Source organism: Pseudomonas fluorescens (assembly GCF_000802965.1).
Lineage (GTDB): Bacteria > Pseudomonadota > Gammaproteobacteria > Pseudomonadales > Pseudomonadaceae > Aquipseudomonas > Aquipseudomonas fluorescens_A.
Genome location: NZ_JSAK01000021.1, coordinates 1 through 20,898 on the forward strand (window position 1 = coordinate 1; position 20,898 = coordinate 20,898).

Genomic DNA, 20,898 nt, shown 5'->3' on the forward strand with positions numbered 1-20,898 from the left:
TAGAAGCGTCATGGTAGCCATCAGAGATCCTCCTTCGGTAAAGAGAGTGCCTCGGCAAGTTTAGACTCGCCGAGGTTCTCGCCGGGCTGACCATCTCATTAGGGGCAAGAGCGCTTTGGTTACTTTCGCGCTCTTCGAAAGTGACTCGCTGTAAGAGCGAAACCAAAAGCGGCCGTTACCGCAGAAATGGATATGTACTCTATCAACCCAAAGCCTGGTCGGCCCAAACTGACAGCGCCGTCAGTTAGCAGTCACCTTCCTGACCGCCAAACAGGTTTATAAAGGAACATACCAACCTCTCGACCACCCAGCCCCGGCGCCCCACTCGCATGCGAATTCAGCAAAAACCCGCCCTGCTCGTCGCCCTTCTGATTGTCCTGGCAGCGCTGGGCTTGTGGTACGCCAGCAAACCCGCCAAAACCAGACTCACCGCCAGCACCGCCATCCCCGTACGCGTGGTCAGCGTCACCGAAAAAGACGTGCCGCGCTTCATCAGCGGCATTGGTTCGGTCCTCTCCTTGCACAGCGTGGTGGTTCGCCCGCAAATCGACGGCATCCTCACGAAAATCCTGGTCAAGGAAGGTCAACTGGTGAACAAGGGCGACCTGCTCGCCACCATCGACGACCGCTCGATCCGCGCCAGCCTCGACCAGGCACGGGCGCAACTGGGCGAGAGCCAGGCGCAACTGCAAGTGGCGCTGGTCAACCTCAAACGCTACAAACTGCTGAGCGTCGACGACGGCGTCTCGAAGCAGACCTACGACCAGCAACAAGCGCTGGTCAACCAACTCAAGGCCACCGCTCAAGGCAACCAAGCCTCTATTGATGCCGCTCAGGTACAGCTTTCCTACACGCAGATTCGCTCCCCAGTCACCGGCCGCGTCGGTATTCGTACCGTGGATGAAGGCAACTTCCTGCGCATGACCGACGCCCAAGGCCTGTTCACCGTCACCCAGATCGACCCGATCGCTGTCGAGTTCTCCCTCCCGCAGCAACTGCTGCCGACCCTGCAAGGCCTGATCACCGATCCGCAGCACGCTCAGGTCAAGGCCTACATTGGCGCCGACACCGATGGCGAAACCGGCAATCTGCTGGGTGAAGGGCATCTGACCCTGATCGACAATCAGATCAACGCCAACACCGGGACCATCCGCGCCAAGGCCGAATTCAACAACCCCGGACAAAAGCTCTGGCCGGGTCTGCTGGTGACGGTAAAAATTCAGACAGCACTCGATAAAGATGCGCTGGTGGTCCCGCCCAGCGTCGTACAGCGTGGCCTCGACCAGCACTTCGTCTACCGGGTCAACGGCGACAAAGTCGAAACCGTCCCGGTGCAAATGGTCTATCAAAGCAGCGGCCAGGACACGATCAAAGGCGTCAAGCCCGGCGATATTCTGGTCAGCGACGGCCAGTCGCGGCTCAAGCCCGGCTCCACGGTCCAGGTGCTGACTGAGCCCCCACAAGTGGTGCAATCGGAGGCCGCACAATGAAGGGCCACGGTTCAATATCCGCGTGGTGCATCGACCATCCGGTGGCGACGGTTCTGCTGACGTTCGCGCTGGTTTTGTTGGGCGCGATTGCGTTCCCGCGTCTGCCGATCGCGCCGCTGCCGGAAGCCGAATTCCCGACCATTCAGGTCGCCGCCCAACTGCCCGGCGCCAGCCCGGAAACCATGGCGTCATCGGTGGCCACCCCCCTTGAAGTGCAATTCAGCGCCATCCCCGGCGTGACCCAGATGACATCGAGCAGCGCCCTCGGCTCGACCAACCTGACCCTGCAATTCACCCTCGACAAGAGCATCGACACCGCCGCCCAGGAAGTGCAGGCCGCGATCAACACCGCCGCCGGCAAACTGCCCAAGGACATGCCGAACCTGCCGACCTGGCGCAAGGTCAACCCGGCCGACAGCCCGGTGCTGATCCTCAGCGTCAACTCGTCGCTGATGCCCGGCCCGGAACTCAGCGACCTGGTGGAAACGCTACTGTCGCGTCAGCTCAGTCAGGTCAACGGCGTAGGACAGGTCGCCATCACCGGTCAGCAACGTCCGGCGATCCGCGTCCAGGTCTCAGCGGACAAACTCGCGGCCATCGGCCTGACCCTCGCGGACATTCGCCTGGCGATCCAGCAAACCAGCCTCAACCTGGCCAAAGGTGCGCTGTACGGCGAGTCGAGCATTTCAACACTGTCCACCAACGACCAACTGTTCCACCCGGAGGACTACAGCCAACTGATCGTTTCCTACAAGGACGGTGCACCGGTTCATCTGCGCGATGTCGCCAAAGTCGTCAACGGTTCGGAAGACGCCTACGTCCAGGCCTGGGCGGGCTCGCAACCGGGGGTGAACCTGGTGATCTTCCGCCAACCGGGAGCCAACATCGTCGAGACCGTGGACCGCATTCAAGCCGCACTGCCGGGCCTGGAAGCGATGCTGCCGGCGTCGGTGCAGGTCAAGGTTCTGATTGACCGGACCCAGACCATCCGCGCCTCGCTGCACGAAGTGGAAATCACCCTGTTGATCGCGATCATGCTGGTGGTGGCGGTAATGGCGCTGTTCCTGCGTCAGTTGTCGGCGACCTTGATTGTCTCGGCGGTGCTGGGGGTGTCGCTGATCGCCAGTTTTGCCCTGATGTACGTGATGGGTTTCAGCCTCAACAACCTGACGCTGGTAGCGATCGTGGTCGCCGTGGGGTTTGTGGTCGACGACGCGATTGTGGTGGTGGAGAACATCCACCGGCACCTGGAGGCCGGCGACGGTATGCGCGAAGCGGCGATCAAGGGCGCCGGGGAAATCGGCTTCACCGTGGTCTCGATCAGTTTCTCGCTGGTGGCGGCGTTCATTCCGCTGCTGTTCATGGGCGGTGTGGTCGGGCGGCTGTTCAAGGAGTTCGCCTTGACCGCCACCTCGACCATCCTGATTTCGGTGGTGGTGTCCCTGACCCTCGCGCCGACCCTGGCGGCGCTGTTCATGCGCGCCCCGGTGCATGATGCCCACGGCAAGAAAGGGTTCGGTGAGCGCCTGCTGGCCCTCTATGAAAAAGGCCTGCGCCGCGCCCTCGCCCATCAAAAGATGATGATCGGTATTTTCGGCCTGTCAGTGGCGTTGGCGGTCGGCGGCTACATCTTTATACCGAAAGGTTTCTTCCCGGTGCAGGACACCGGTTTCGTCCTCGGCACCACCGAAGCCGCTGCCGATATTTCCTACGGCGATATGGTGAAAAAACACCTGGCGATGGCCGAAATCGTCGCCGCCGACCCTGCGGTGGAAACCTTCTCGCACTCGGTCGGGGTCTCCGGCAGTAACCAGACCATCGCCAACGGCCGGTTCTGGATCACCCTGAAAAAACGTGGTGACCGCGATGTGTCGGCCAGTGAATTCATCGACCGGATTCGCCCGCAACTGATGAAAGTGCCGGGCATCGTGCTGTACCTGCGCGCCGGCCAGGACATCAACCTCAGTTCCGGCCCAAGTCGCGCCCAGTATCAATACGTGCTCAAGAGCAACGACGGCGCGGTCCTGAGTACCTGGACCCAGCGCCTCACGGAGAAACTGCGCAGCAACCCGGCGTTCCGCGACGTTTCCAACGACCTGCAACTGGGCGGCAGCATCACCCACATCAGCATCGACCGCAGCGCGGCGGCCCGTTTCGGCCTGACCGCCAGCGATGTCGACGAGGCGTTGTACGACGCTTTCGGGCAGCGGCAGATCAACGAATTCCAGACCCAGATCAACCAGTACAACGTGATCCTGGAGCTGGACACCAAGCAGCGCGGCAAGGCAGAAAGCCTTAACTATTTCTATCTGCGCTCGCCCCTGAGCGGCGAGATGGTGCCGCTGTCGGCGCTGGCCAGATTCGATGCGCCGACCATCGGCCCGTTATCCATCGCCCACGACGGCATGTTCCCGGCCGCCAACCTGTCGTTCAACCTGGCACCCGGCGTGGCATTGGGCGACGCGGTGATCATGCTCAACCAGACCAAGGCCGAGATCGGAATGCCGGTGGCGATCAGCGGCAATTTCCAGGGAGCGGCCCAGGCGTTCCAGAGTTCGCTGGCCAGTCAGCCGTGGCTGATCCTCGCGGCGCTGGTGGCGGTGTACATCATTCTCGGCGTGCTCTACGAGAGCTTCGTGCATCCGCTGACGATCATTTCGACGCTGCCTGCGGCGGGGCTCGGCGCGGTGATCATGTTGTGGATCTGCGGCCAGGACTTTTCGATCATGGCGCTGATCGGTCTGGTGCTGCTGATCGGCATCGTCAAGAAAAACGGCATCCTGATGATCGACTTCGCCCTCGAAGCGCAGCGCAAAGGAGGAATGTCAGCGGAAGAGGCGATTTTCCAGGCCTGCCTCACGCGGTTCCGGCCGATCATCATGACCACCCTCGCCGCCTTGCTCGGCGCCCTGCCGCTGATGCTCGGCTACGGCACCGGCGCCGAGCTGCGCCAACCGCTGGGGATCGCGGTCGTCGGCGGCTTGCTGGTCAGCCAGGCGCTGACGCTGTTCACCACTCCGGTCATATACTTGTGGCTTGAGCGGCTATTCCATCGGCCCAAACCATCGCCTGTACCGGCGCTGGCGACCACAGACTGAGGCGGGTCATGCGCGTTCTGATTATCGAAGACGAAGAAAAAACCGCGGACTATCTGCACCGCGGCCTGACGGAACAGGGTTACACCGTGGACCTGGCCCGCGATGGCGTGGAAGGTCTGCACATGGCGCTGGAAAGCGACTACGCGGTGATCGTCCTCGACGTCATGCTGCCGGGCCTCGACGGTTTCGGCGTGCTGCGGGCGCTGCGTGCGCGCAAGCAAACCCCGGTGATCATGCTCACCGCCCGCGAGCGGGTCGAAGACCGCATCCGCGGCCTGCGCGACGGTGCCGACGATTATCTCGGCAAGCCGTTTTCCTTCCTCGAACTGGTGGCGCGCCTGCAAGCGCTGACCCGGCGCAGCGGCGGTCATGAACCGGTGCAAGTGAGCATCGCCGACCTGTGGATAGATTTGATCAGCCGCAAAGCCACCCGCGCCGGCACGCGACTGGACCTGACTGCCAAGGAGTTCTCGCTGCTCAGTGTGCTGGCCCGCCGCCAGGGCGAAATCCTCTCGAAAACTGCGATTGCCGAGATGGTCTGGGACATCAATTTCGACAGCGACGCCAACGTCGTCGAGGTCGCGATCAAACGCCTGCGGGCCAAGCTCGACGGGCCGTTCGACGAGAAACTGCTGCACACCATCCGTGGCATGGGTTATGTGCTGGAGAGCCGTGGTGTCCAGTAACAGCATTGCCTTGCGCCTCAGTGGAATGTTCACGTTGGTGGCGCTGCTGGTGTTCCTGTTGATCGGCTGGGCTCTGTACCAACAAGTCGACAAAGGCTTGGGCCTGTTGCCCGAAGCCGAGCTGGACGCGCGCTACAGCGTGCTCGAATCCACCGTCGGCCGCTACGGCACGCCGGAGCATTGGGTGAAGATCAACAACAAGCTCAAGCTGCTCGGTGAAGAAGACAAGCGCATCAGTTTCTGGATTATCAGCGGCGATCCGCACTACGAATACGGCAACCTGACGCCGCAGATCCGCGCCTTCGCCGAAGGACCGCTGGGCATGCGCGACTTGCAGTTGCCGGACCAGCCCTACCCGATGAAAGTGCTGGTCAGCCAGTTCCCGGCCAAGGATCAGCGACCGCCGCTGCGCTTCATGATCGGCATCGACACCGAGACGTTTTTCCACACTCAACACCAGTTGCTGATTGCCTTGGTCAGCCTGGCGATTGTCGGCGTGCTGCTGGCCTCGGCGCTGGGTTACTGGGTGGCGCGGATCGGTCTTAAACCCTTGATCAAGTTGTCCCAGGAAGCCCAACGCCTCGCCCCGCCCTTGCGTTCCGGGCGCTTGCGCATGTCGTCGCTGCCGCCGGAGTTGAATCAGTTCGTCAACTCGTTCAACTCCACGCTGGAGCGGGTCGAACAGGCTTACTCGCGTCTGGAATCGTTCAACGCGGACGTTGCCCATGAACTGCGCTCGCCGCTGACCAACCTGATCGGCCAGACCCAGGTTGCGCTGACTCGTGGACGTTCGGCTGAGCATTATTTCGAGGTGCTGCAATCGAACCTCGAAGAGCTTGAACGACTGCGTTCGATCATCAACGACATGTTGTTTCTCGCCAGCGCCGATCAGGGCAGCAAGGCCACCAAACTGACCTCCACGTCGCTGGCGAATGAAGTGGCGACGACGCTGGAGTACCTGGATTTCATCCTCGAAGATGCCCAGGTTCAGGTGAAGGTCAGTGGCGATGCGCAGGTCAGCATCGAGATCGCGCACCTGCGCCGGGCGTTGATCAATCTGTTGAGCAACGCGGTGCAGCACACCGAGCCCGGGCAGGTGATAGAGGTGCGGATTGAGGTCGAGGAGCATCAGGTCAGCATCGGCGTGGCCAACCCGGGTTCGCCGATTGCCAACGAGCATCTTCCGCGTTTGTTCGAGCGCTTCTATCGCGTCGATGCCTCGCGCAGCAACAGCGGCAACAACCACGGGTTGGGGCTGGCGATCGTCAAGGCGATTGCGCTGATGCATGGCGGGGATGTGTTTGTGCGCAGTGATGAGGGGATGAATACTTTTGGGATTCACCTTCCGGTTTGACGGGCCTTTAAAAATCAAAAGATCGCAGCCTTCGGCAGCTCCTACATTGGAATGCGTTCCCCTGTAGGAGCTGCCGAAGGCTGCGATCTTTGCTTTATTCGCAACAGTCCTTTCTTGAATCAAGTCTGTTTCTCGGTGCCCAACATCCTTATCTTTGCCCGCACCAAACAGCACTTGCCAAGCAAGAAGGTTTTAAAGATGTCCAACAGTATGGGTATTGCCAGCGCTTTCGTTTTGTCCTCTTTGTTCGTGTCTTCGTTCGCCATGGCTGAAGAGTCGCAAGCCTTCGTCGCACAAAACAACGCACGCGCCGCGGCGTATGAAGAACACCAGATCGAGATGACGGCCAAAGCTCAGGAAGCCACCCAAGCCCCGCAAGCATCGAGCATTCAGGCCCAACCCCAGGCCTCGAAAGACAGCTGAGTCCTGCGCATCGCACCACTTTCCCTCGACGCTTTTCATCGGCTCTTCCCTTTGAAAAGTTGTCTTCAAAGCCGCTGCTATCAGCGGCTTTTTTTCGTTGTGGTTTTAAAACCGCACGCGTCGCCCTCTTGTTTGTAAACAACCAGAACTTAAAAAACAGTGACGTTATCCGTTGACCAAGGAGCTTTACCGCACGTGCGTTTCCCAATCCGCTTCAACCCGTTGTTCGTTGCAATCGCTGCAACGATGGCTGCCAGTGCCCACGCCGCCGACGATTCGACCGCCTCAGGATTCATCGAAGGTTCGAGCCTCAATCTCAACGCCCGCAACTACTACATGAACCGCAATCGCTTGCAGCAGGCGGACGACAATATTGAATGGGGCCAGGGTTTTCTTGGCGTCTTCGAATCGGGGTTCTCAGAGGGGATCGTCGGGTTTGGCGTCGATGCCCATGCCATGCTCGGGCTCAAGCTCGACGGCGGTGGCGGGACGGATAATTCGAGCATCCTGCCGGTCAGCGATGGCAACGGCAAAGCGCCGGGGTCGTTCTCGACCGCAGGCGGCACGCTGAAAATGCGCGCCTTCGATACCGAGTTGAAGGCCGGCGATTTGTTTCTCGCCAACCCGGTGATTGCCGGCGGCGAAACCCGCATGCTGCCCCAGACCTTTCGCGGGGTCAGCCTGACCAACCACAGCTTCGACGGCGTGATGATCGAAAGCGGCCAGGCCAGTTTCACCAAGCCGTATAACCAGAGCGGCCACACGCGTATCGGTACGTCCTACGGCAGCCTGCCCGACGGTGAGGACAGCCAGCACCTGAACTGGGCCGGCGTAGCCTGGAGTGGTTTGCCGGGCCTGACCAGCAGCCTGTATGCCGCTGAGCTCAAGGACATCTGGAACCAGTACTACTACGACCTGGATTACACCTATGCACTGAACGACGTGATCAGCCTCAATCCGGGCGTGCACTTCTATCACACGCAAGACACCGGCGATGCGCTGCTCGGCCACATCGACAACAACACCTACAGCCTGCATTTCACCGTCGGCGTCGGCAATCACGCCATCACCGCCGCCTACCAGCGGGTCAATGGCAACACGCCGTTCGACTACATCAGCCAGGGCGACAGCATTTTCCTCGACAACTCCCAGCAATATTCGGACTTCAACGGCCCGAACGAACGCTCGTGGAAGCTCAAGTACGCGTATGACTTTAACGGGCTCGGCCTGCCGGGCCTGACTGCGGCACTGTCCTACTCCCGTGGTGAACTGGATTTGACCAAAGTCGATCCCGAAAGCCCCGGCTACGCCGCGTGGTACAGCGCTGACGGCAAAAACGCCAAACACTGGGAACGCGACATTGACCTCAAGTACGTGGTCCAGAGCGGCCAGGCCAAGGACCTTGCGCTGCACCTCCAGTGGGCGACCAACCGTGGCGGCAACGGCTATGGCTCACTGGACCAAGACACCGATGAATACCGGGTGATCGTCGATTACCCGTTCAACGTATTCTGAAGGGCAGTCATACCTGTAGGAGCCGGCTTGCTGGCGATAGCGGTGAGTCAGGCGCAGTTGATGCGCCGCTATCGCCAGCAAGCCAGCTCCTACAGATGTCAGCGCTTTTGGAAATTAGCCCGGGCGGGGGACATTTTGATGGGCTGCTACGCTTAACCCGTCATCCAAGCAGACATCAGCCCCATGACCGTACGCCGCACTCCACATCCTTCAGGCAGCGCCGGACGGCCGGAGATCCTGGTGATCCTCGGCAGTTGCCTGACGGTCATCGCGATTCTCAGCATCGTGACTTTTCTGCTCATCCGTGAACACGCCAACGCCCAACAGGCCGCCACGCGCAGCGCCACCACTATCGCCGAGTTGATCGACGCTGACGTGCTGCGCACGGTGGAACTCTATGACCTGACTCTTCAGGGCTTGATCGCCGCTGCGCAACGGGATGATCTCAAGCAGGTTTCAGCGCAAATCCGCCACCTGGTGCTCTTCGACCGCTCCACCACCGCACGCTACAAGGGCGACATTCTGTTGCTCGACAAGCACGGCGAAGTGCTCGCCGATTCGTCGCTGATCGAACCCAAACCGGGTAATTTTGCCGACCGCGATTATTTCCTCGCCCACACCCACAACCGTGACACCGGCATGTTCATCAGCCGCCCGTTCAAGCCGCATTGCGACTGCGCCTACAGCGACGAATGGCAAATCAGCTTGAGCCGGCGCATTTCCTCGGCCACCGGTGAGTTTCTCGGGGTGGCGGTGGCCTCGATGCGCCTGGCCTATTTCGATCAGTTGTTCAACAGCCTGGATATCGGCACCGGCAGCACGCTGGCGATCATCAACGATGACGGCATCCTGTTGGCGAAAAAACCGTTTCTGGAAGACAACTCGCTCGGTAAAAGCTTCGCCGATCGCCCAAACGTCGCACGCTTGCTTCGAGAGGGTAGCGGCAGCTTTGATGGCGTGTCGAGCGTCGACCAGCGGCGACGCCTGTACACCTTCAGCCGGGTTGGCAATTTGCCGCTCACGGTTATCGTCGCCCTCTCCAGTGATGAAGTTTTCGCTGCCTGGAAGCGCACGGCGATCGTGATCAGCGGTGCCACCGGCGTCTTGTGCATCGGCCTGCTGTGGCTGACCTGGCTGCTCTGCCGCGAACTGCGCCTGCGCCACGACGCCGAGCAGGAGCTGTCGCAGCTGGCCGCTACCGACGCCTTGACCGGTGTCGCCAACCGCCGAACCCTTGACCATACGCTGCGTCATGAGTGGTTTCGTGCGCAACGTTCCGGTAAACCGATGTCGGTGCTGATGATCGACGCCGATCACTTCAAGGCATTCAATGATAGTCATGGTCATCAGGGCGGTGACGAGGCTCTGCGAATGCTGGCCGATGTCATCACCGCCAACGTCCATCGCCCAGCGGATCTGGTGGCCCGCTATGGGGGCGAGGAGTTTTCGGTGATCCTCGCCGAAACCGACAGCAGAGGCGCACAGAAGATTGCCGAGCAGATCCGTGCGCAGGTAGAGCAGTTGCCGTTGGTCGCAAGAGATGAATTGCCGATGACGGTGAGTATCGGGATCAGCACCTGGACGACAGCGAGCGATATCAGCCTGGAACAACTGTTGTTTGACGCAGACAAGGCGCTTTATCAAGCCAAGGAACGGGGGCGAAATCGGGTGGTTACCGCCTGAAAAGCAAAGATCAAAAGATCGCAGCCTTCGGCAGCTCCTACATTGGCATGCGTTCCCTGTAGGAGCTGCCGAAGGTTCGGGCCGCGTTCGGACGATCTTTTGATCTTTCAATTCACCAGGCATAAAAAAAGGCCACCCGAAGGCAGCCTTTAAAAAACTAGAGAGGTTTTTTACTTACACGGCCGCAACAGGACGCATGTAAGAGATCGGTGCAGTGCTGGCGTCTTCGAAAGTCACGACTTCCCAAGCATCTGTCTGCTCAATCAACTTGCGCAGCAGCTGGTTGTTCAATGCATGTCCGGACTTGAAGCCCTTGAACTCACCAATCAGGCTATTGCCCAGCAGGTAGAGGTCACCAATTGCATCGAGGATTTTGTGCTTCACGAATTCGTCTTCATAGCGAAGGCCGTCTTCGTTCAGTACACCATCCGCGTCGACCACAATAGCGTTTTCAACGCTGCCGCCGAGTGCGAGGTTGTGCTTGCGCAGGTACTCGATGTCACTCATGAAACCAAAGGTACGGGCGCGGCTGACTTCTTTTACGAACGAAGTACTGGAAAAATCCACGCTTGCACTTTGTGTGCGGTCACGGAAAACCGGGTGATCGAAATCGATCTCGAAGCTCACCTTGAAACCTTCGAAAGGGACGAAAGTGGCGCGCTTGTCGCCGTCTTCCACTGTCACTTCACGCAGGATGCGGATGAACTTCTTGGCGGCGTCCTGTTCTTCCAGGCCAGCCGACTGAATCAGAAATACGAAGGGTCCAGCGCTACCATCCATGATCGGGACTTCGGACGCGGAGAGCTCGACGTAGGCGTTATCGATGCCCAGGCCAGCCATGGCCGAGAGCAAGTGCTCCACCGTATCCACTTTGGTGTCACCGTTGACCAACGTGGTCGACATCGTGGTTTCACCAACGTTTTCCGCGCGGGCAGGAATCTGCACCGCAGGGTCCAGGTCGGCACGAACAAACACGATGCCGGTGTCGACAGGCGCAGGCTTGAGGGTCAGGTAGACCTTCTCCCCGGAGTGCAGACCTACACCTGTGGCACGGATAATATTTTTCAGTGTGCGTTGTTTAATCATGGCTTGGGCCGCTTCAGCGCAAATTGCGAACTGGTATCAACAAAGGCTGGCGATGATAGCAGACCACGCCTTTGCTGAACACCAATCACCTTCATAGCCCTGATACATTTCATCAATCGGCCTGACGACGCAGGAATGCCGGGATGTCCAGGTAGTCCAGATCATCTTGCGGATTCATCTTCGCGGCAGTCGCAGCACCGGCCTGAGCCTGGTTGCGCATGACGGTCGGACGGTCCAGGTCACGGTAGTTCACCGCTGGAGCTTCCTGACGAACAGGGGCTTGTTGTTGTGGCTGCGAAGCCATCGAGGTGTGAACGGTATTGTCGATGACCTTCACAGGCTTCTCGATTTTAGCGCCCAGACCGGTCGCAACAACAGTCACGTGCAGCTCGTCGCGCATGTCCGGGTCGATAACGGTGCCGACCTTGACCATGGCGTGCTCGGAAGCGAAGGCTTCGATGATGCTACCCACGTCGGAGTACTCACCCAGGGACAGGTCAGGACCGGCGGTGATGTTCACCAGGATGCCGCGTGCACCTTGCAGGTTCACGTCTTCCAGCAACGGGTTGCGGATTGCAGCTTCAGTGGCTTCACGCGCACGGTTCGGACCGCTGGCGCAGCCAGTGCCCATCATCGCCATGCCCATTTCGCTCATCACGGTACGAACGTCAGCGAAGTCGACGTTGATCATGCCCGGACGCTTGATGATGTCGGAAATACCGCGAACGGCACCGGCCAGTACATCGTCAGCCTTGGCGAAAGCCGACAGCAGGCTGGCGTCTTTACCGAGGATGGTCAGCAGCTTCTCGTTGGGAATGGTGATCAACGAGTCGACGCTTTCGGACAGCAGACGGATGCCTTCATCGGCGATCTGCATGCGCTTGCGACCTTCGAACGGGAACGGACGAGTCACCACCGCAACGGTGAGGATGCCCATTTCCTTGGCCACTTCAGCAATGATTGGCGCAGCACCGGTACCGGTACCACCGCCCATGCCAGTGGTGATGAACACCATGTTGGTGCCCTGCAGGACTTCGGCAATGCGCTCACGATCTTCGAGAGCGGCCTGACGACCTACTTCAGGGTTGGCGCCGGCGCCCAGACCTTTGGTCACACCGGTACCCAGTTGGAGGATGGTCCGCGCGCCAATGCTTTTGAGCGCCTGGGCATCAGTGTTGGCGCAGATGAACTCAACGCCTTCAATGTTGCTCTTGACCATGTGATTCACGGCGTTGCCACCGCCACCGCCAACACCGATAACTTTGATTACCGGGCTTGCGGGGATGTTGTCTACGAGTTCGAACATTTTCCCTCTCCTTTACGTTCTCTAGTTTTTTCGCCTACTGCCTGTATCTACAACGATGTAGCGGTGCTGCGGTAAATCTTAAAAATTGCCCTGGACCCAGCTCTTGATGCGATCGAGCAAGGCGCCTTTCGGTTCTTCGTTGCTGTAGCTGTCACGGCTGCCGATACCCGAGAACGAAATGCCGTCGGATTGCTTCTGCAGGCCGTACATCAACAGGCCAACGCCGGTGGAATAAATCGGGTTGCGGACCACGTCATCCAGGCCCTTCACGCCATGCGGAACGCCCAGGCGCACCGGCATGTGGAAGATTTCTTCGGCCAGTTCAGTGGCGCCTTCCATCTTCGCGGTACCGCCGGTCAGGACGATGCCGGCCGGGATCAGGTCTTCGTAGCCGCTGCGGCGCAGTTCGGCCTGGATCAGCGTGAACAGCTCGTCGTAACGCGGCTCGACCACTTCGGCCAGGGCCTGACGGGACAGCTCGCGTGGTGGACGGTCGCCGACGCTTGGGACCTTGATGGTTTCACCGGCGCCAGCCAGCTTGGCCAGGGCGCAGGCGTAGCGGATCTTTATTTCTTCGGCGTACTGGGTCGGGGTGCGCAACGCCATGGCGATGTCGTTGGTCACCTGATCGCCCGCAATCGGGATCACCGCGGTGTGGCGGATTGCGCCTTCGGTGAAGATCGCGATGTCGGTGGTGCCGCCGCCGATGTCCACCAGGCACACGCCCAGTTCTTTCTCGTCGTCGGTCAGTACCGAGTAGGCCGAGGCCAGTTGCTCAAGAATGATGTCGTCGATTTCCAGACCGCAGCGACGCACGCATTTTTCAATGTTCTGTGCGGCGTTGACGGCGCAGGTAACCACGTGAACCTTGGCTTCCAGACGCACGCCGGACATGCCCAGTGGCTCGCGGACGCCTTCCTGGTTATCGATCACGTAATCCTGCGGCAGGGTGTGCAGTACACGCTGATCAGCCGGGATCGCCACGGCCTGGGCGGCGTCGAGGACGCGCTCAAGGTCGGCGGAGCTGACTTCGCGATCACGAATCGCCACGATGCCGTGGGAGTTCAGGCTGCGAATGTGATTGCCGGCCACACCGACGAACGCCGAGTGGATGCGGCAGCCAGCCATCAGCTGCGCTTCTTCGATCGCGCGCTGGATCGACTGCACGGTGGACTCGATGTTCACCACCACGCCTTTCTTCAGGCCACGGGACGGATGGGTACCGATCCCGACGATTTCCAGCGTGCCGTCGTCCGCAACCTCGCCTACCAGCGCCACCACCTTGGAGGTGCCGATATCGAGACCGACGATCATTTTGCCGCTTTGCACGTTTGCCATGGGTCCTGCCTCTTCTTAATTCTTCGCGACAGCGGGTTGGGCTGCCGTGGGCGCTACAGGTTCCCGCCAGCCAACAGCGAGGCCGTTGGCGTAGCGCAGATCGATGCGCGCAATGTTCGTAATCTGTTCTTTGAGCGTCTTGTCATAGATGGCAATGAAGCGGCGCATCTTTTCCACCAGGTTGCCGCGTCCCAGCAACAGTTCGATCCCGGGACCCGCGCTGCCGGGGCCGGTGGTCAGGAACCAGCTGCCGCGTTCACGCAACTCCAGGCGTGCAATCGAGAAGCCCAGCGGCCTGAGCATCTGGCTCAGCACCTGGTATTGCTGCATCACTTGCTGTTGAGCCCGTTGTGGACCAAACAGCTGAGGCAAGTGTTCGTAGTTCGCCAGCTCGCGCGGGGTGAACGCCTGGCCCTGGTTGTTCAACAACGACTCGTCGCCCCAACGGGCCACCGGCAGTTGTTCTTCCAGGAGGATCACCACTTGATCCGGCCACACCCGACGCACTTCGGCGTGGGCAATCCATGGCATCGTTTCCAGCTCGGTGCGCATGCTCGCCAGGTCGATGGTGAAGAAGCTCGACGCCACGTACGGGGCGATCCGCTGCTGCACCGCTTGCTGGCTGATGTAGCTCAAGTCGCCCTGCACGTTGATCTTGGTGATCGGCCGGTCGGCGTATGGCAGCAAACGCTGCGCGCCTTCATAAGTACCGAACCCCAGCGCAACCAGCAGCACTGGCCAGAACACGGCTTTGAGAAAACCAAAATTGGCTTTCGGCAGGCGCGCAGACATCGGCTCTTTGGCCACCATTCGGCTGGCACCCCGCGGCACCGGCTTGCGGCCGGGAGCGGGTGGCTGATGACGAAGCTGAGCGCCTTGCATGGTCTTAACCTCTTGCCTCAATGCTTGCGGCCAGGATTGCCAGAACCAGTTGCTGGAAATCCAGACCGGCGGCACGGGCCGCCATCGGAACCAGACTGTGGTCGGTCATGCCCGGTGCTGTATTCACTTCCAGGAACCAGAACTGCCCGTCGGCGTCCTGCATCACGTCCGCCCTGCCCCAACCGGCGATACCCAGCGCTTCACAGGCTTTCGCCGTGAGGTCCATGAGTTCCTTTTCCTTGGCGCTGTCCAGCCCGCACGGAATGCGGTACTGGGTATCGTTGGCCACGTACTTGGCGTCGTAGTCGTAGAAACTGTGCGTCGTGCCCAGGGCAATCGGAGGCAACACCTGGTCACGCAGGGTGGCGATGGTGAACTCCGGACCGTGAATCCATTGCTCGACCAACACTTGCGAATCGTAGGTACTGGCCGCTTTCCAGGCGTCGATCAATTCGGACGCGGAAGTCACTTTGGCCATACCGATACTTGAACCTTCATGGGCCGGTTTGACGATCAAAGGGAAGCCCAGTTCCGCAGCCGCAGAAATACAATCGGCCTCGGAACTCAGTACCGCATGACGTGGCGTCGGAATGCCCAGGCTGTGCCAGACCTGCTTGGTGCGCAGTTTGTCCATGGCCAGCGCCGAAGCCAGAATGCCGCTGCCGGTGTACGGAATGCCGAGGCATTCGAGCAGGCCCTGCATGCTGCCGTCTTCACCGCCGCGACCATGAAGAATGATGAAGGCGCGATCGATCTTTTCGTTCAGCAGACGCTGCAGCAGGTCATCGCCGACGTCGAGACCGAACGCGTCCACACCCGCGCTTTGCAGCGCATCGAGAACGGCGTTGCCCGACTTCAAGGACACTTCGCGCTCGGCACTTTTGCCGCCGAACAGCACGGCGACACGGCCGAAGTCTTTCGGCGCGACAGTGGAGACGAGGTTGGCGTAAGCAGCAGTCATTTCAACTTCCCCTTCACCGGTGCAGCAACGGCGCCGGCGAACAACTCACTTTTCAACAGTTTTGGTGCGAGACCGCCGATATCACCGGCGCCCTGGCACAGCAGAATGTCGCCAGCACGCAACAGCGGCTTGACGATAGGCGCGAGGTCGACACCACGTTCGATGTAGATCGGGTCAAGCTGACCGCGCTGACGGATGCTGTTGCACAGCTTGCGGCTGTCGGCGCCCGGAATCGGTTCTTCACCGGCCGGGTAGACTTCCATCAGCAGCAGCACGTTGGCGTCGGCCAGTACATTGACGAAATCGTCGTACAGGTCGCGGGTGCGGCTGTAGCGGTGCGGCTGGTAAACCATCACCAGACGACGCTCCGGCCAGCCACCGCGTACGGCCTTGATCACGGCTGCGACTTCGGTCGGGTGGTGACCGTAGTCGTCGACCAGCATCACGTTGCCGCCGTCTACCGGCAGTTCGCCGTAGACCTGGAAGCGTCGGCCGACACCCTGGAACCCGGACAGACCCTGGACGATGGCTTCATCGCTGACGCCTTCATCAGTAGCGATGCAAATGGTCGCCAGTGCGTTCAATACGTTGTGGTTGCCCGGCATGTTCACCGAAACATCCAGCGGCTCGCGATCGGGACGCAGCACGGTGAAGAACGTCTGCATGCCTTGCTGGCGCACATTGATGGCGCGCACGTCGCAGTCGTCGCCGAAGCCGTAGGTAACGGTCGGACGTTTGACCTGCGGCAGGATTTCTCGCACAACCGGGTCGTCCAGGCACACCACCGCCAAACCGTAGAACGGCAGGTTGTGCAGGAACTCGACGAAGGTTTTCTTCAGCTTGTTGAAGTCACCGTCGTAGGTCGCCATGTGGTCGGCGTCGATGTTGGTGACCACGGCCACCAGCGGCTGCAAGTGCAGGAAGCTGGCATCGCTTTCGTCGGCTTCAGCGATCAGGTAACGGCTGGTGCCGAGCTGGGCATTGGTGCCCGCGGCATTCAGACGACCACCGATGACGAACGTCGGGTCCAGGCCGCCAGCGGCAAACACCGAAGCGATCAGGCTGGTGGTGGTGGTTTTGCCATGGGTGCCGGCGACGGCGATGCCGTGGCGATAGCGCATCAGCTCCGCCAGCATCTCTGCGCGCGGCACCACCGGGATACGGCGTTCCAGTGCGGTCGCAACTTCCGGGTTGGACGTATTCACGGCGCTCGACACCACCAGCACGTCGGCGGCGGAAGCGTTCTCGGCGCGATGGCCGATGAAAATCTGCGCACCGAAAGACTCCAGGCGCTCGGTGACCGGCGAAGCTTTCAGGTCGGAACCGGACACTTCATAGCCCAGGTTCAACAACACTTCGGCAATCCCGCACATGCCCACACCGCCGATCCCGACGAAGTGGATGCGACGGATGCGGCGCATTTCCGGATGAGGCATGGCTTTCTGATTCTCAACCATGGGCCACCTCCAGGCAGGTATCGACCACGTTGCGGGTGGCATCCGGTTTGGCCAGGCGGCGGGCCGCAGTGGCCATATCGTTGAGTCGTTGTGGTTGCATCAGGACCTCTGTCAGGCGCGCGGCAAGATCCGCTGCGCCAGTCGTTCTTTGCGGCATCAGGAAGGCAGCGCCTTCACGGGCCAAATAATCGGCGTTGCGGGTCTGGTGATCGTCGATCGCGTGGGGCAACGGCACCAGCATCGAGGGCAGACCGGCGGCGGCCAGTTCACTGATGGTCAGCGCACCTGCGCGACAGACCACCAGGTCAGCCCAGCCATAGGCTTGGGCCATGTCTTTGATGAAAGGCTGCACTTGCGCCTCGACGCCAGCCGCGCGATAGCGCTCTGCAGTCACTTCATCGTGGTTTTTTCCGGCCTGATGAAACACTTCCGGACGCAAATCGACGGCGACTTGCGACAGGGCTTCAGGCAGCAACTTGTTCAACGGTTCTGCGCCCAGGCTTCCGCCGAGGATCAGCAAACGCGCCTTGCGACCGGCCAGGGCTGGTCGCGATGTTTCGAGGAACAGCTCGGTGCGCACCGGGTTACCGGTGGTCCGACGGCTGCCCGACAGGGTAAAGGTGTCGGGGAAGGCTTCACACACCCGGGCGGCGAACGGCACCAGCAACCGATTGGCGGTGCCGGCCACGGCGTTCTGTTCGTGAACAATCACCGGCACGCCGGCCAGTTTGGCTGCGACGCCGCCAGGACCGGTCACATAACCACCAAAGCCAACCACGCAGACTGGCCGCAACTGACGAATGATCGCCCGCGCCTGCCAGACCGATTTGAGCAACATGAACGGCGCCTTGAGCAGGGACAACTTGCCCTTGCCGCGCAGACCGCTGGCGTTGATCCGATGCAATTCGATTCCGGCCGCCGGGACCAGATCGTTTTCAATGCCGCGCGGGGTGCCGAGCCAGTGCACGGTGTAACCGCGTGCCTGGAACTCGCGCGCGCAGGCCAGCGCCGGGAACACGTGGCCCCCGGTGCCGCCGGCCATGATCAAGACGTTAGCGCCCATGGTTCGGCTCCTCGGCGAAGTCGCTCTCATGGAACTCCATCTCTTCGCTGCCCAGGTGGGTTCGACTCTCCCACTCAATGCGCAGCAACAAACCGAGACAGGCACAGCAGATCACCAACGAACTACCGCCATAACTGAGGAACGGCAGGGTCAAACCTTTGGTCGGCAGCAGACCGACGTTCACACCGATGTTGATCAGGAACTGACCGATCCACAGGAACGACAGACCGTAGGCGACATAGGCGGCGAAGAACTGCTTCGCTTTCTCCGCCCACAAGCCGATGTACATGCCACGGATACAGACGAAGACGAACAGCGCCACTGTGCACAGGGAACCTACAGCACCCAGCTCTTCGGCCAGGACCGAGAACACGAAGTCGGTGTGGGCTTCCGGCAGGTAGAACTGTTTCTGTACGCTGTTGCCCAGGCCAACGCCCAGCCATTCGCCGCGACCGAAGGCGATCAAGGCTTGAGACAACTGATAGCCAGCACCGAACTGGTCGGCCCATGGGTCGGCAAAGTTGGTCAGACGCGCCATTCGATACGGCTGCATCTGGATCAACAACACCACCGCGCCCACCGCCAGCACCACCATCAAGGAAAAACGGAACAACCCGACCCCGCCAAGAAACAGCATCGCCGCCGCAGCGCCCATCATCACAACGGTGGCACCGAAGTCCGGTTCCATCAGCAACAGGCCCGCCATCGGCAACAGCACGATGAACGGCTTGAAGAAGCCCATCCAGCTCTCACGCACTTCTTTCTGGCGACGCACCAGGTAACCGGCGAGGTAGATCACCACGAACACCTTGGCGATCTCGGACGGCTGAACGTTGAAGAAACTGAAGCCGATCCAGCGCATCGACCCGTTCACTTCACGGCCGATCCCCGGGATGATCACCATCACCAGCAAACCGAATGCACCAATCAGCATCAGCCAGCCCAGGCGTTGCCAGGTCGCGATCGGAATCATCATGGTGACGATGCAGGCGCCGAGACCGAGCACTACGTAGATCAGGTGGCGAATCATGTAATACAGTGGACTGCCCGACTGCACGGCGGCCACTTCGGTCGATGCCGAGGCAATCATGATCAGCCCTAGGCCGAGCAAGGTCAGGCAACCCGCGAGCATCGGGAAGTCGAGGTCGATACCGCGCCCGGTGATGATCGGCGACGGATAGGGCTTGATGATGTTCATCAGGCTCATGCCAGATCCTCCACGGCGCGGACGAACTGGTGACCACGGTCTTCGTAATTCTTGAACATATCGAAACTGGCGCAGGCCGGTGACAGCAGCACCACGTCACCCGGTTGGGCTGCGGCGCGGCATTGTTCCACGGCTTCGACCAGCGAGCCGACGCGGATCAAGTGCACGGCTTCGCCAATGGCCTCGCCGATCTTGTCGGAGTCGCGGCCCATCAGGATCACGGCGCGGCAGTTGGCCGCCACCGGGTCACGCAAATCCTTGAACTCGGCACCCTTGCCGTCGCCGCCGGCGATCAGCACGATCTTGCCGTCGATGTCCGCACCCAGGCCTTCGATGGCGGCCAGTGCGGCGCCGACGTTGGTGGCTTTGGAGTCGTTGTAATAGCCAACACCATCCAGATCACGCACCCACTGGCAGCGATGTTCGAGGCCGGCGAAATTACGCAGGGCTTCGAGCATGGCGTCGAACGGCAGGCCAACCGCATGACCGAGCGCCAGCGCCGCCAGGGCGTTGGACTGATTGTGGGCGCCGCGGATTTTCAGCTCGCGCACCGGCATCAGGTTCTGGAATTCGAAGGCCAGGTATTTCTCGCCGTTTTCTTCGCGCAGGCCAAAGGCCTTGAAATCCGGTTTGCTCAGGCCGAAGGTCCAGCATGGCTGGCCCTCGCCCATCAGTGGACGGCTGAGCGCATCCTGACGGTTGACCACAAACTGTTTCGCACCACGGAAGATCCGGTGCTTGGCCAGGTGATACGCCGGCAGGCCGCTGTAACGGTCCATGTGGTCTTCGCTGATGTTGAGCACGGTCGCCACTTCGGCGTTGAGCTGGTCGGTGGTTTCCAGTTGGAAACTCGACAACTCCATCACGTACAACTCGACGTCATCGCGCAGCAGGTCCAGCGCCGGGGTACCGAGGTTGCCGCCAACAGCAACACGCTTGCCCGCTGCAATCGCCATTTCGCCGACCAGGGTGGTCACGGTGCTTTTCGCGTTGGAACCGCTGATGGCCACGATCGGCGCCTTCGCGTTACGCGCGAACAGCTCGATGTCGCCGGACAACTTCACGCCACGGGCGGCGGCAGCCTGCAAGGCCGGGGTCGCCAGCGCCAGGCCGGGGCTCACGTAGAGTTCGTCGGCACGGCACAGGAATTCGACATCCAGCTCGCCACAACGCACTTCCACGTGCGGATAGTCACGCTTGAGCGTGGCCAGTTCCGGTGGATTTTCCCGCGTATCAGCCACGGCAAACGCCACGCCCCGATTCGCCAGGAAGCGAACCAGGGACATGCCGCTCTTGCCGAGGCCGACAACGATGCGGAAGTGGTCAGAAGCGATCAGAGACACGTGTTT

The 20,898-nt window shown here is 60.6% G+C and carries 16 protein-coding genes; 7 read left to right on the forward strand and 9 right to left on the reverse strand.

Annotated features, from left to right (window positions below; all coding sequences use genetic code 11):
• Positions 1 to 329 precede the first annotated feature (329 nt).
• From NL64_RS18460 to NL64_RS18490, 7 genes are all read left to right on the forward strand, one after another.
• Positions 330 to 1,490 (forward strand): efflux RND transporter periplasmic adaptor subunit, encoded by a 1,161-nt coding sequence (locus tag NL64_RS18460; protein ID WP_034149510.1) that lies wholly within the window; start codon positions 330 to 332, stop codon positions 1,488 to 1,490.
• Positions 1,487 to 4,588: a multidrug efflux RND transporter permease subunit gene (locus tag NL64_RS18465; RefSeq protein ID WP_034149511.1), complete on the forward strand. Its 3,102-nt coding sequence runs from the start codon at positions 1,487 to 1,489 to the stop codon at positions 4,586 to 4,588. Before NL64_RS18460 ends, NL64_RS18465 begins: the two co-directional genes overlap by 4 nt.
• An 8-nt stretch (positions 4,589 to 4,596) precedes the next feature.
• Complete coding sequence (locus NL64_RS18470; protein ID WP_034149512.1) at positions 4,597 to 5,274, forward strand: heavy metal response regulator transcription factor; 678 nt, start codon at positions 4,597 to 4,599, stop codon at positions 5,272 to 5,274.
• Positions 5,264 to 6,628, forward strand: a complete 1,365-nt coding sequence (locus tag NL64_RS18475; protein ID WP_034149513.1) for a heavy metal sensor histidine kinase — start codon at positions 5,264 to 5,266, stop codon at positions 6,626 to 6,628. The genes NL64_RS18470 and NL64_RS18475 overlap by 11 nt, the downstream gene beginning before the upstream one ends.
• Positions 6,629 to 6,826: 198 nt before the next feature.
• On the forward strand, positions 6,827 to 7,051 hold the full coding sequence (locus NL64_RS18480; protein WP_034149514.1) for a hypothetical protein: 225 nt from the start codon (positions 6,827 to 6,829) through the stop codon (positions 7,049 to 7,051).
• A gap of 195 nt (positions 7,052 to 7,246) precedes the next feature.
• Positions 7,247 to 8,566 carry an OprD family porin gene (locus NL64_RS18485; RefSeq protein ID WP_034149515.1) on the forward strand — a complete coding sequence of 440 codons (1,320 nt, stop codon included), beginning with the start codon at positions 7,247 to 7,249 and terminating at the stop codon, positions 8,564 to 8,566.
• Positions 8,567 to 8,749: 183 nt separating this feature from the next.
• Entirely contained in the window at positions 8,750 to 10,249 is a 1,500-nt protein-coding gene (locus NL64_RS18490; protein ID WP_034149516.1) for a diguanylate cyclase, read from the forward strand.
• A 174-nt stretch (positions 10,250 to 10,423) separates the two neighbouring features.
• Here NL64_RS18490 and lpxC read toward each other — a convergent pair whose 3' ends face one another.
• The 9 genes from lpxC to murD all read right to left on the reverse strand — a co-directional run bounded on the left by lpxC (position 10,424) and on the right by murD (position 20,892).
• Complete coding sequence (gene lpxC / locus NL64_RS18495; RefSeq protein WP_034149517.1) at positions 10,424 to 11,335, reverse strand: UDP-3-O-acyl-N-acetylglucosamine deacetylase; 912 nt, start codon at positions 11,333 to 11,335, stop codon at positions 10,424 to 10,426.
• Between the two features lie 112 nt (positions 11,336 to 11,447).
• A complete protein-coding gene (ftsZ, locus tag NL64_RS18500; RefSeq protein ID WP_034149518.1) occupies positions 11,448 to 12,641 on the reverse strand; it encodes a cell division protein FtsZ in 1,194 nt (397 codons plus the stop codon).
• Between the two features lie 78 nt (positions 12,642 to 12,719).
• Complete coding sequence (ftsA, locus tag NL64_RS18505) at positions 12,720 to 13,979, reverse strand: cell division protein FtsA (protein WP_034149519.1); 1,260 nt, start codon at positions 13,977 to 13,979, stop codon at positions 12,720 to 12,722.
• Positions 13,980 to 13,994: 15 nt separating this feature from the next.
• Positions 13,995 to 14,861, reverse strand: a complete 867-nt coding sequence (locus NL64_RS18510; protein WP_034149520.1) for a cell division protein FtsQ/DivIB — start codon at positions 14,859 to 14,861, stop codon at positions 13,995 to 13,997.
• Between the two features lie 4 nt (positions 14,862 to 14,865).
• Positions 14,866 to 15,822, reverse strand: coding sequence for a D-alanine--D-alanine ligase (locus tag NL64_RS18515; RefSeq protein ID WP_034149521.1), 957 nt, complete (start codon positions 15,820 to 15,822; stop codon positions 14,866 to 14,868).
• The gene (gene murC / locus NL64_RS18520; protein ID WP_034149522.1) at positions 15,819 to 17,279 is read right to left on the reverse strand and encodes a UDP-N-acetylmuramate--L-alanine ligase; all 1,461 of its coding nucleotides are present in this window, start codon (positions 17,277 to 17,279) and stop codon (positions 15,819 to 15,821) included. Before murC ends, NL64_RS18515 begins: the two co-directional genes overlap by 4 nt.
• The gene (gene murG / locus NL64_RS18525) at positions 17,272 to 18,342 is read right to left on the reverse strand and encodes an undecaprenyldiphospho-muramoylpentapeptide beta-N-acetylglucosaminyltransferase (RefSeq protein WP_034149523.1); all 1,071 of its coding nucleotides are present in this window, start codon (positions 18,340 to 18,342) and stop codon (positions 17,272 to 17,274) included. Before murG ends, murC begins: the two co-directional genes overlap by 8 nt.
• Entirely contained in the window at positions 18,332 to 19,549 is a 1,218-nt protein-coding gene (gene ftsW, locus NL64_RS18530; RefSeq protein ID WP_034149524.1) for a putative lipid II flippase FtsW, read from the reverse strand. Before ftsW ends, murG begins: the two co-directional genes overlap by 11 nt.
• Positions 19,546 to 20,892, reverse strand: coding sequence for a UDP-N-acetylmuramoyl-L-alanine--D-glutamate ligase (gene murD, locus NL64_RS18535; RefSeq protein ID WP_034149525.1), 1,347 nt, complete (start codon positions 20,890 to 20,892; stop codon positions 19,546 to 19,548). Before murD ends, ftsW begins: the two co-directional genes overlap by 4 nt.
• Positions 20,893 to 20,898 lie beyond the last annotated feature (6 nt).

Coding starts and splice junctions, on each gene's coding strand:
- murG (WP_034149523.1), bottom strand. CDS start 18,342: ATGGGCGCTAACGTCTTGATCATGGCCGGCGGCACCGGGGGCCACGTG.
- NL64_RS18515 (WP_034149521.1), bottom strand. CDS start 15,822: ATGACTGCTGCTTACGCCAACCTCGTCTCCACTGTCGCGCCGAAAGAC.
- ftsA (WP_034149519.1), bottom strand. CDS start 13,979: ATGGCAAACGTGCAAAGCGGCAAAATGATCGTCGGTCTCGATATCGGC.
- NL64_RS18480 (WP_034149514.1), top strand. CDS start 6,827: ATGTCCAACAGTATGGGTATTGCCAGCGCTTTCGTTTTGTCCTCTTTG.
- NL64_RS18465 (WP_034149511.1), top strand. CDS start 1,487: ATGAAGGGCCACGGTTCAATATCCGCGTGGTGCATCGACCATCCGGTG.
- lpxC (WP_034149517.1), bottom strand. CDS start 11,335: ATGATTAAACAACGCACACTGAAAAATATTATCCGTGCCACAGGTGTA.
- NL64_RS18460 (WP_034149510.1), top strand. CDS start 330: ATGCGAATTCAGCAAAAACCCGCCCTGCTCGTCGCCCTTCTGATTGTC.
- NL64_RS18510 (WP_034149520.1), bottom strand. CDS start 14,861: ATGCAAGGCGCTCAGCTTCGTCATCAGCCACCCGCTCCCGGCCGCAAG.
- ftsZ (WP_034149518.1), bottom strand. CDS start 12,641: ATGTTCGAACTCGTAGACAACATCCCCGCAAGCCCGGTAATCAAAGTT.
- ftsW (WP_034149524.1), bottom strand. CDS start 19,549: ATGAGCCTGATGAACATCATCAAGCCCTATCCGTCGCCGATCATCACC.
- NL64_RS18470 (WP_034149512.1), top strand. CDS start 4,597: ATGCGCGTTCTGATTATCGAAGACGAAGAAAAAACCGCGGACTATCTG.
- NL64_RS18490 (WP_034149516.1), top strand. CDS start 8,750: ATGACCGTACGCCGCACTCCACATCCTTCAGGCAGCGCCGGACGGCCG.
- murC (WP_034149522.1), bottom strand. CDS start 17,279: ATGGTTGAGAATCAGAAAGCCATGCCTCATCCGGAAATGCGCCGCATC.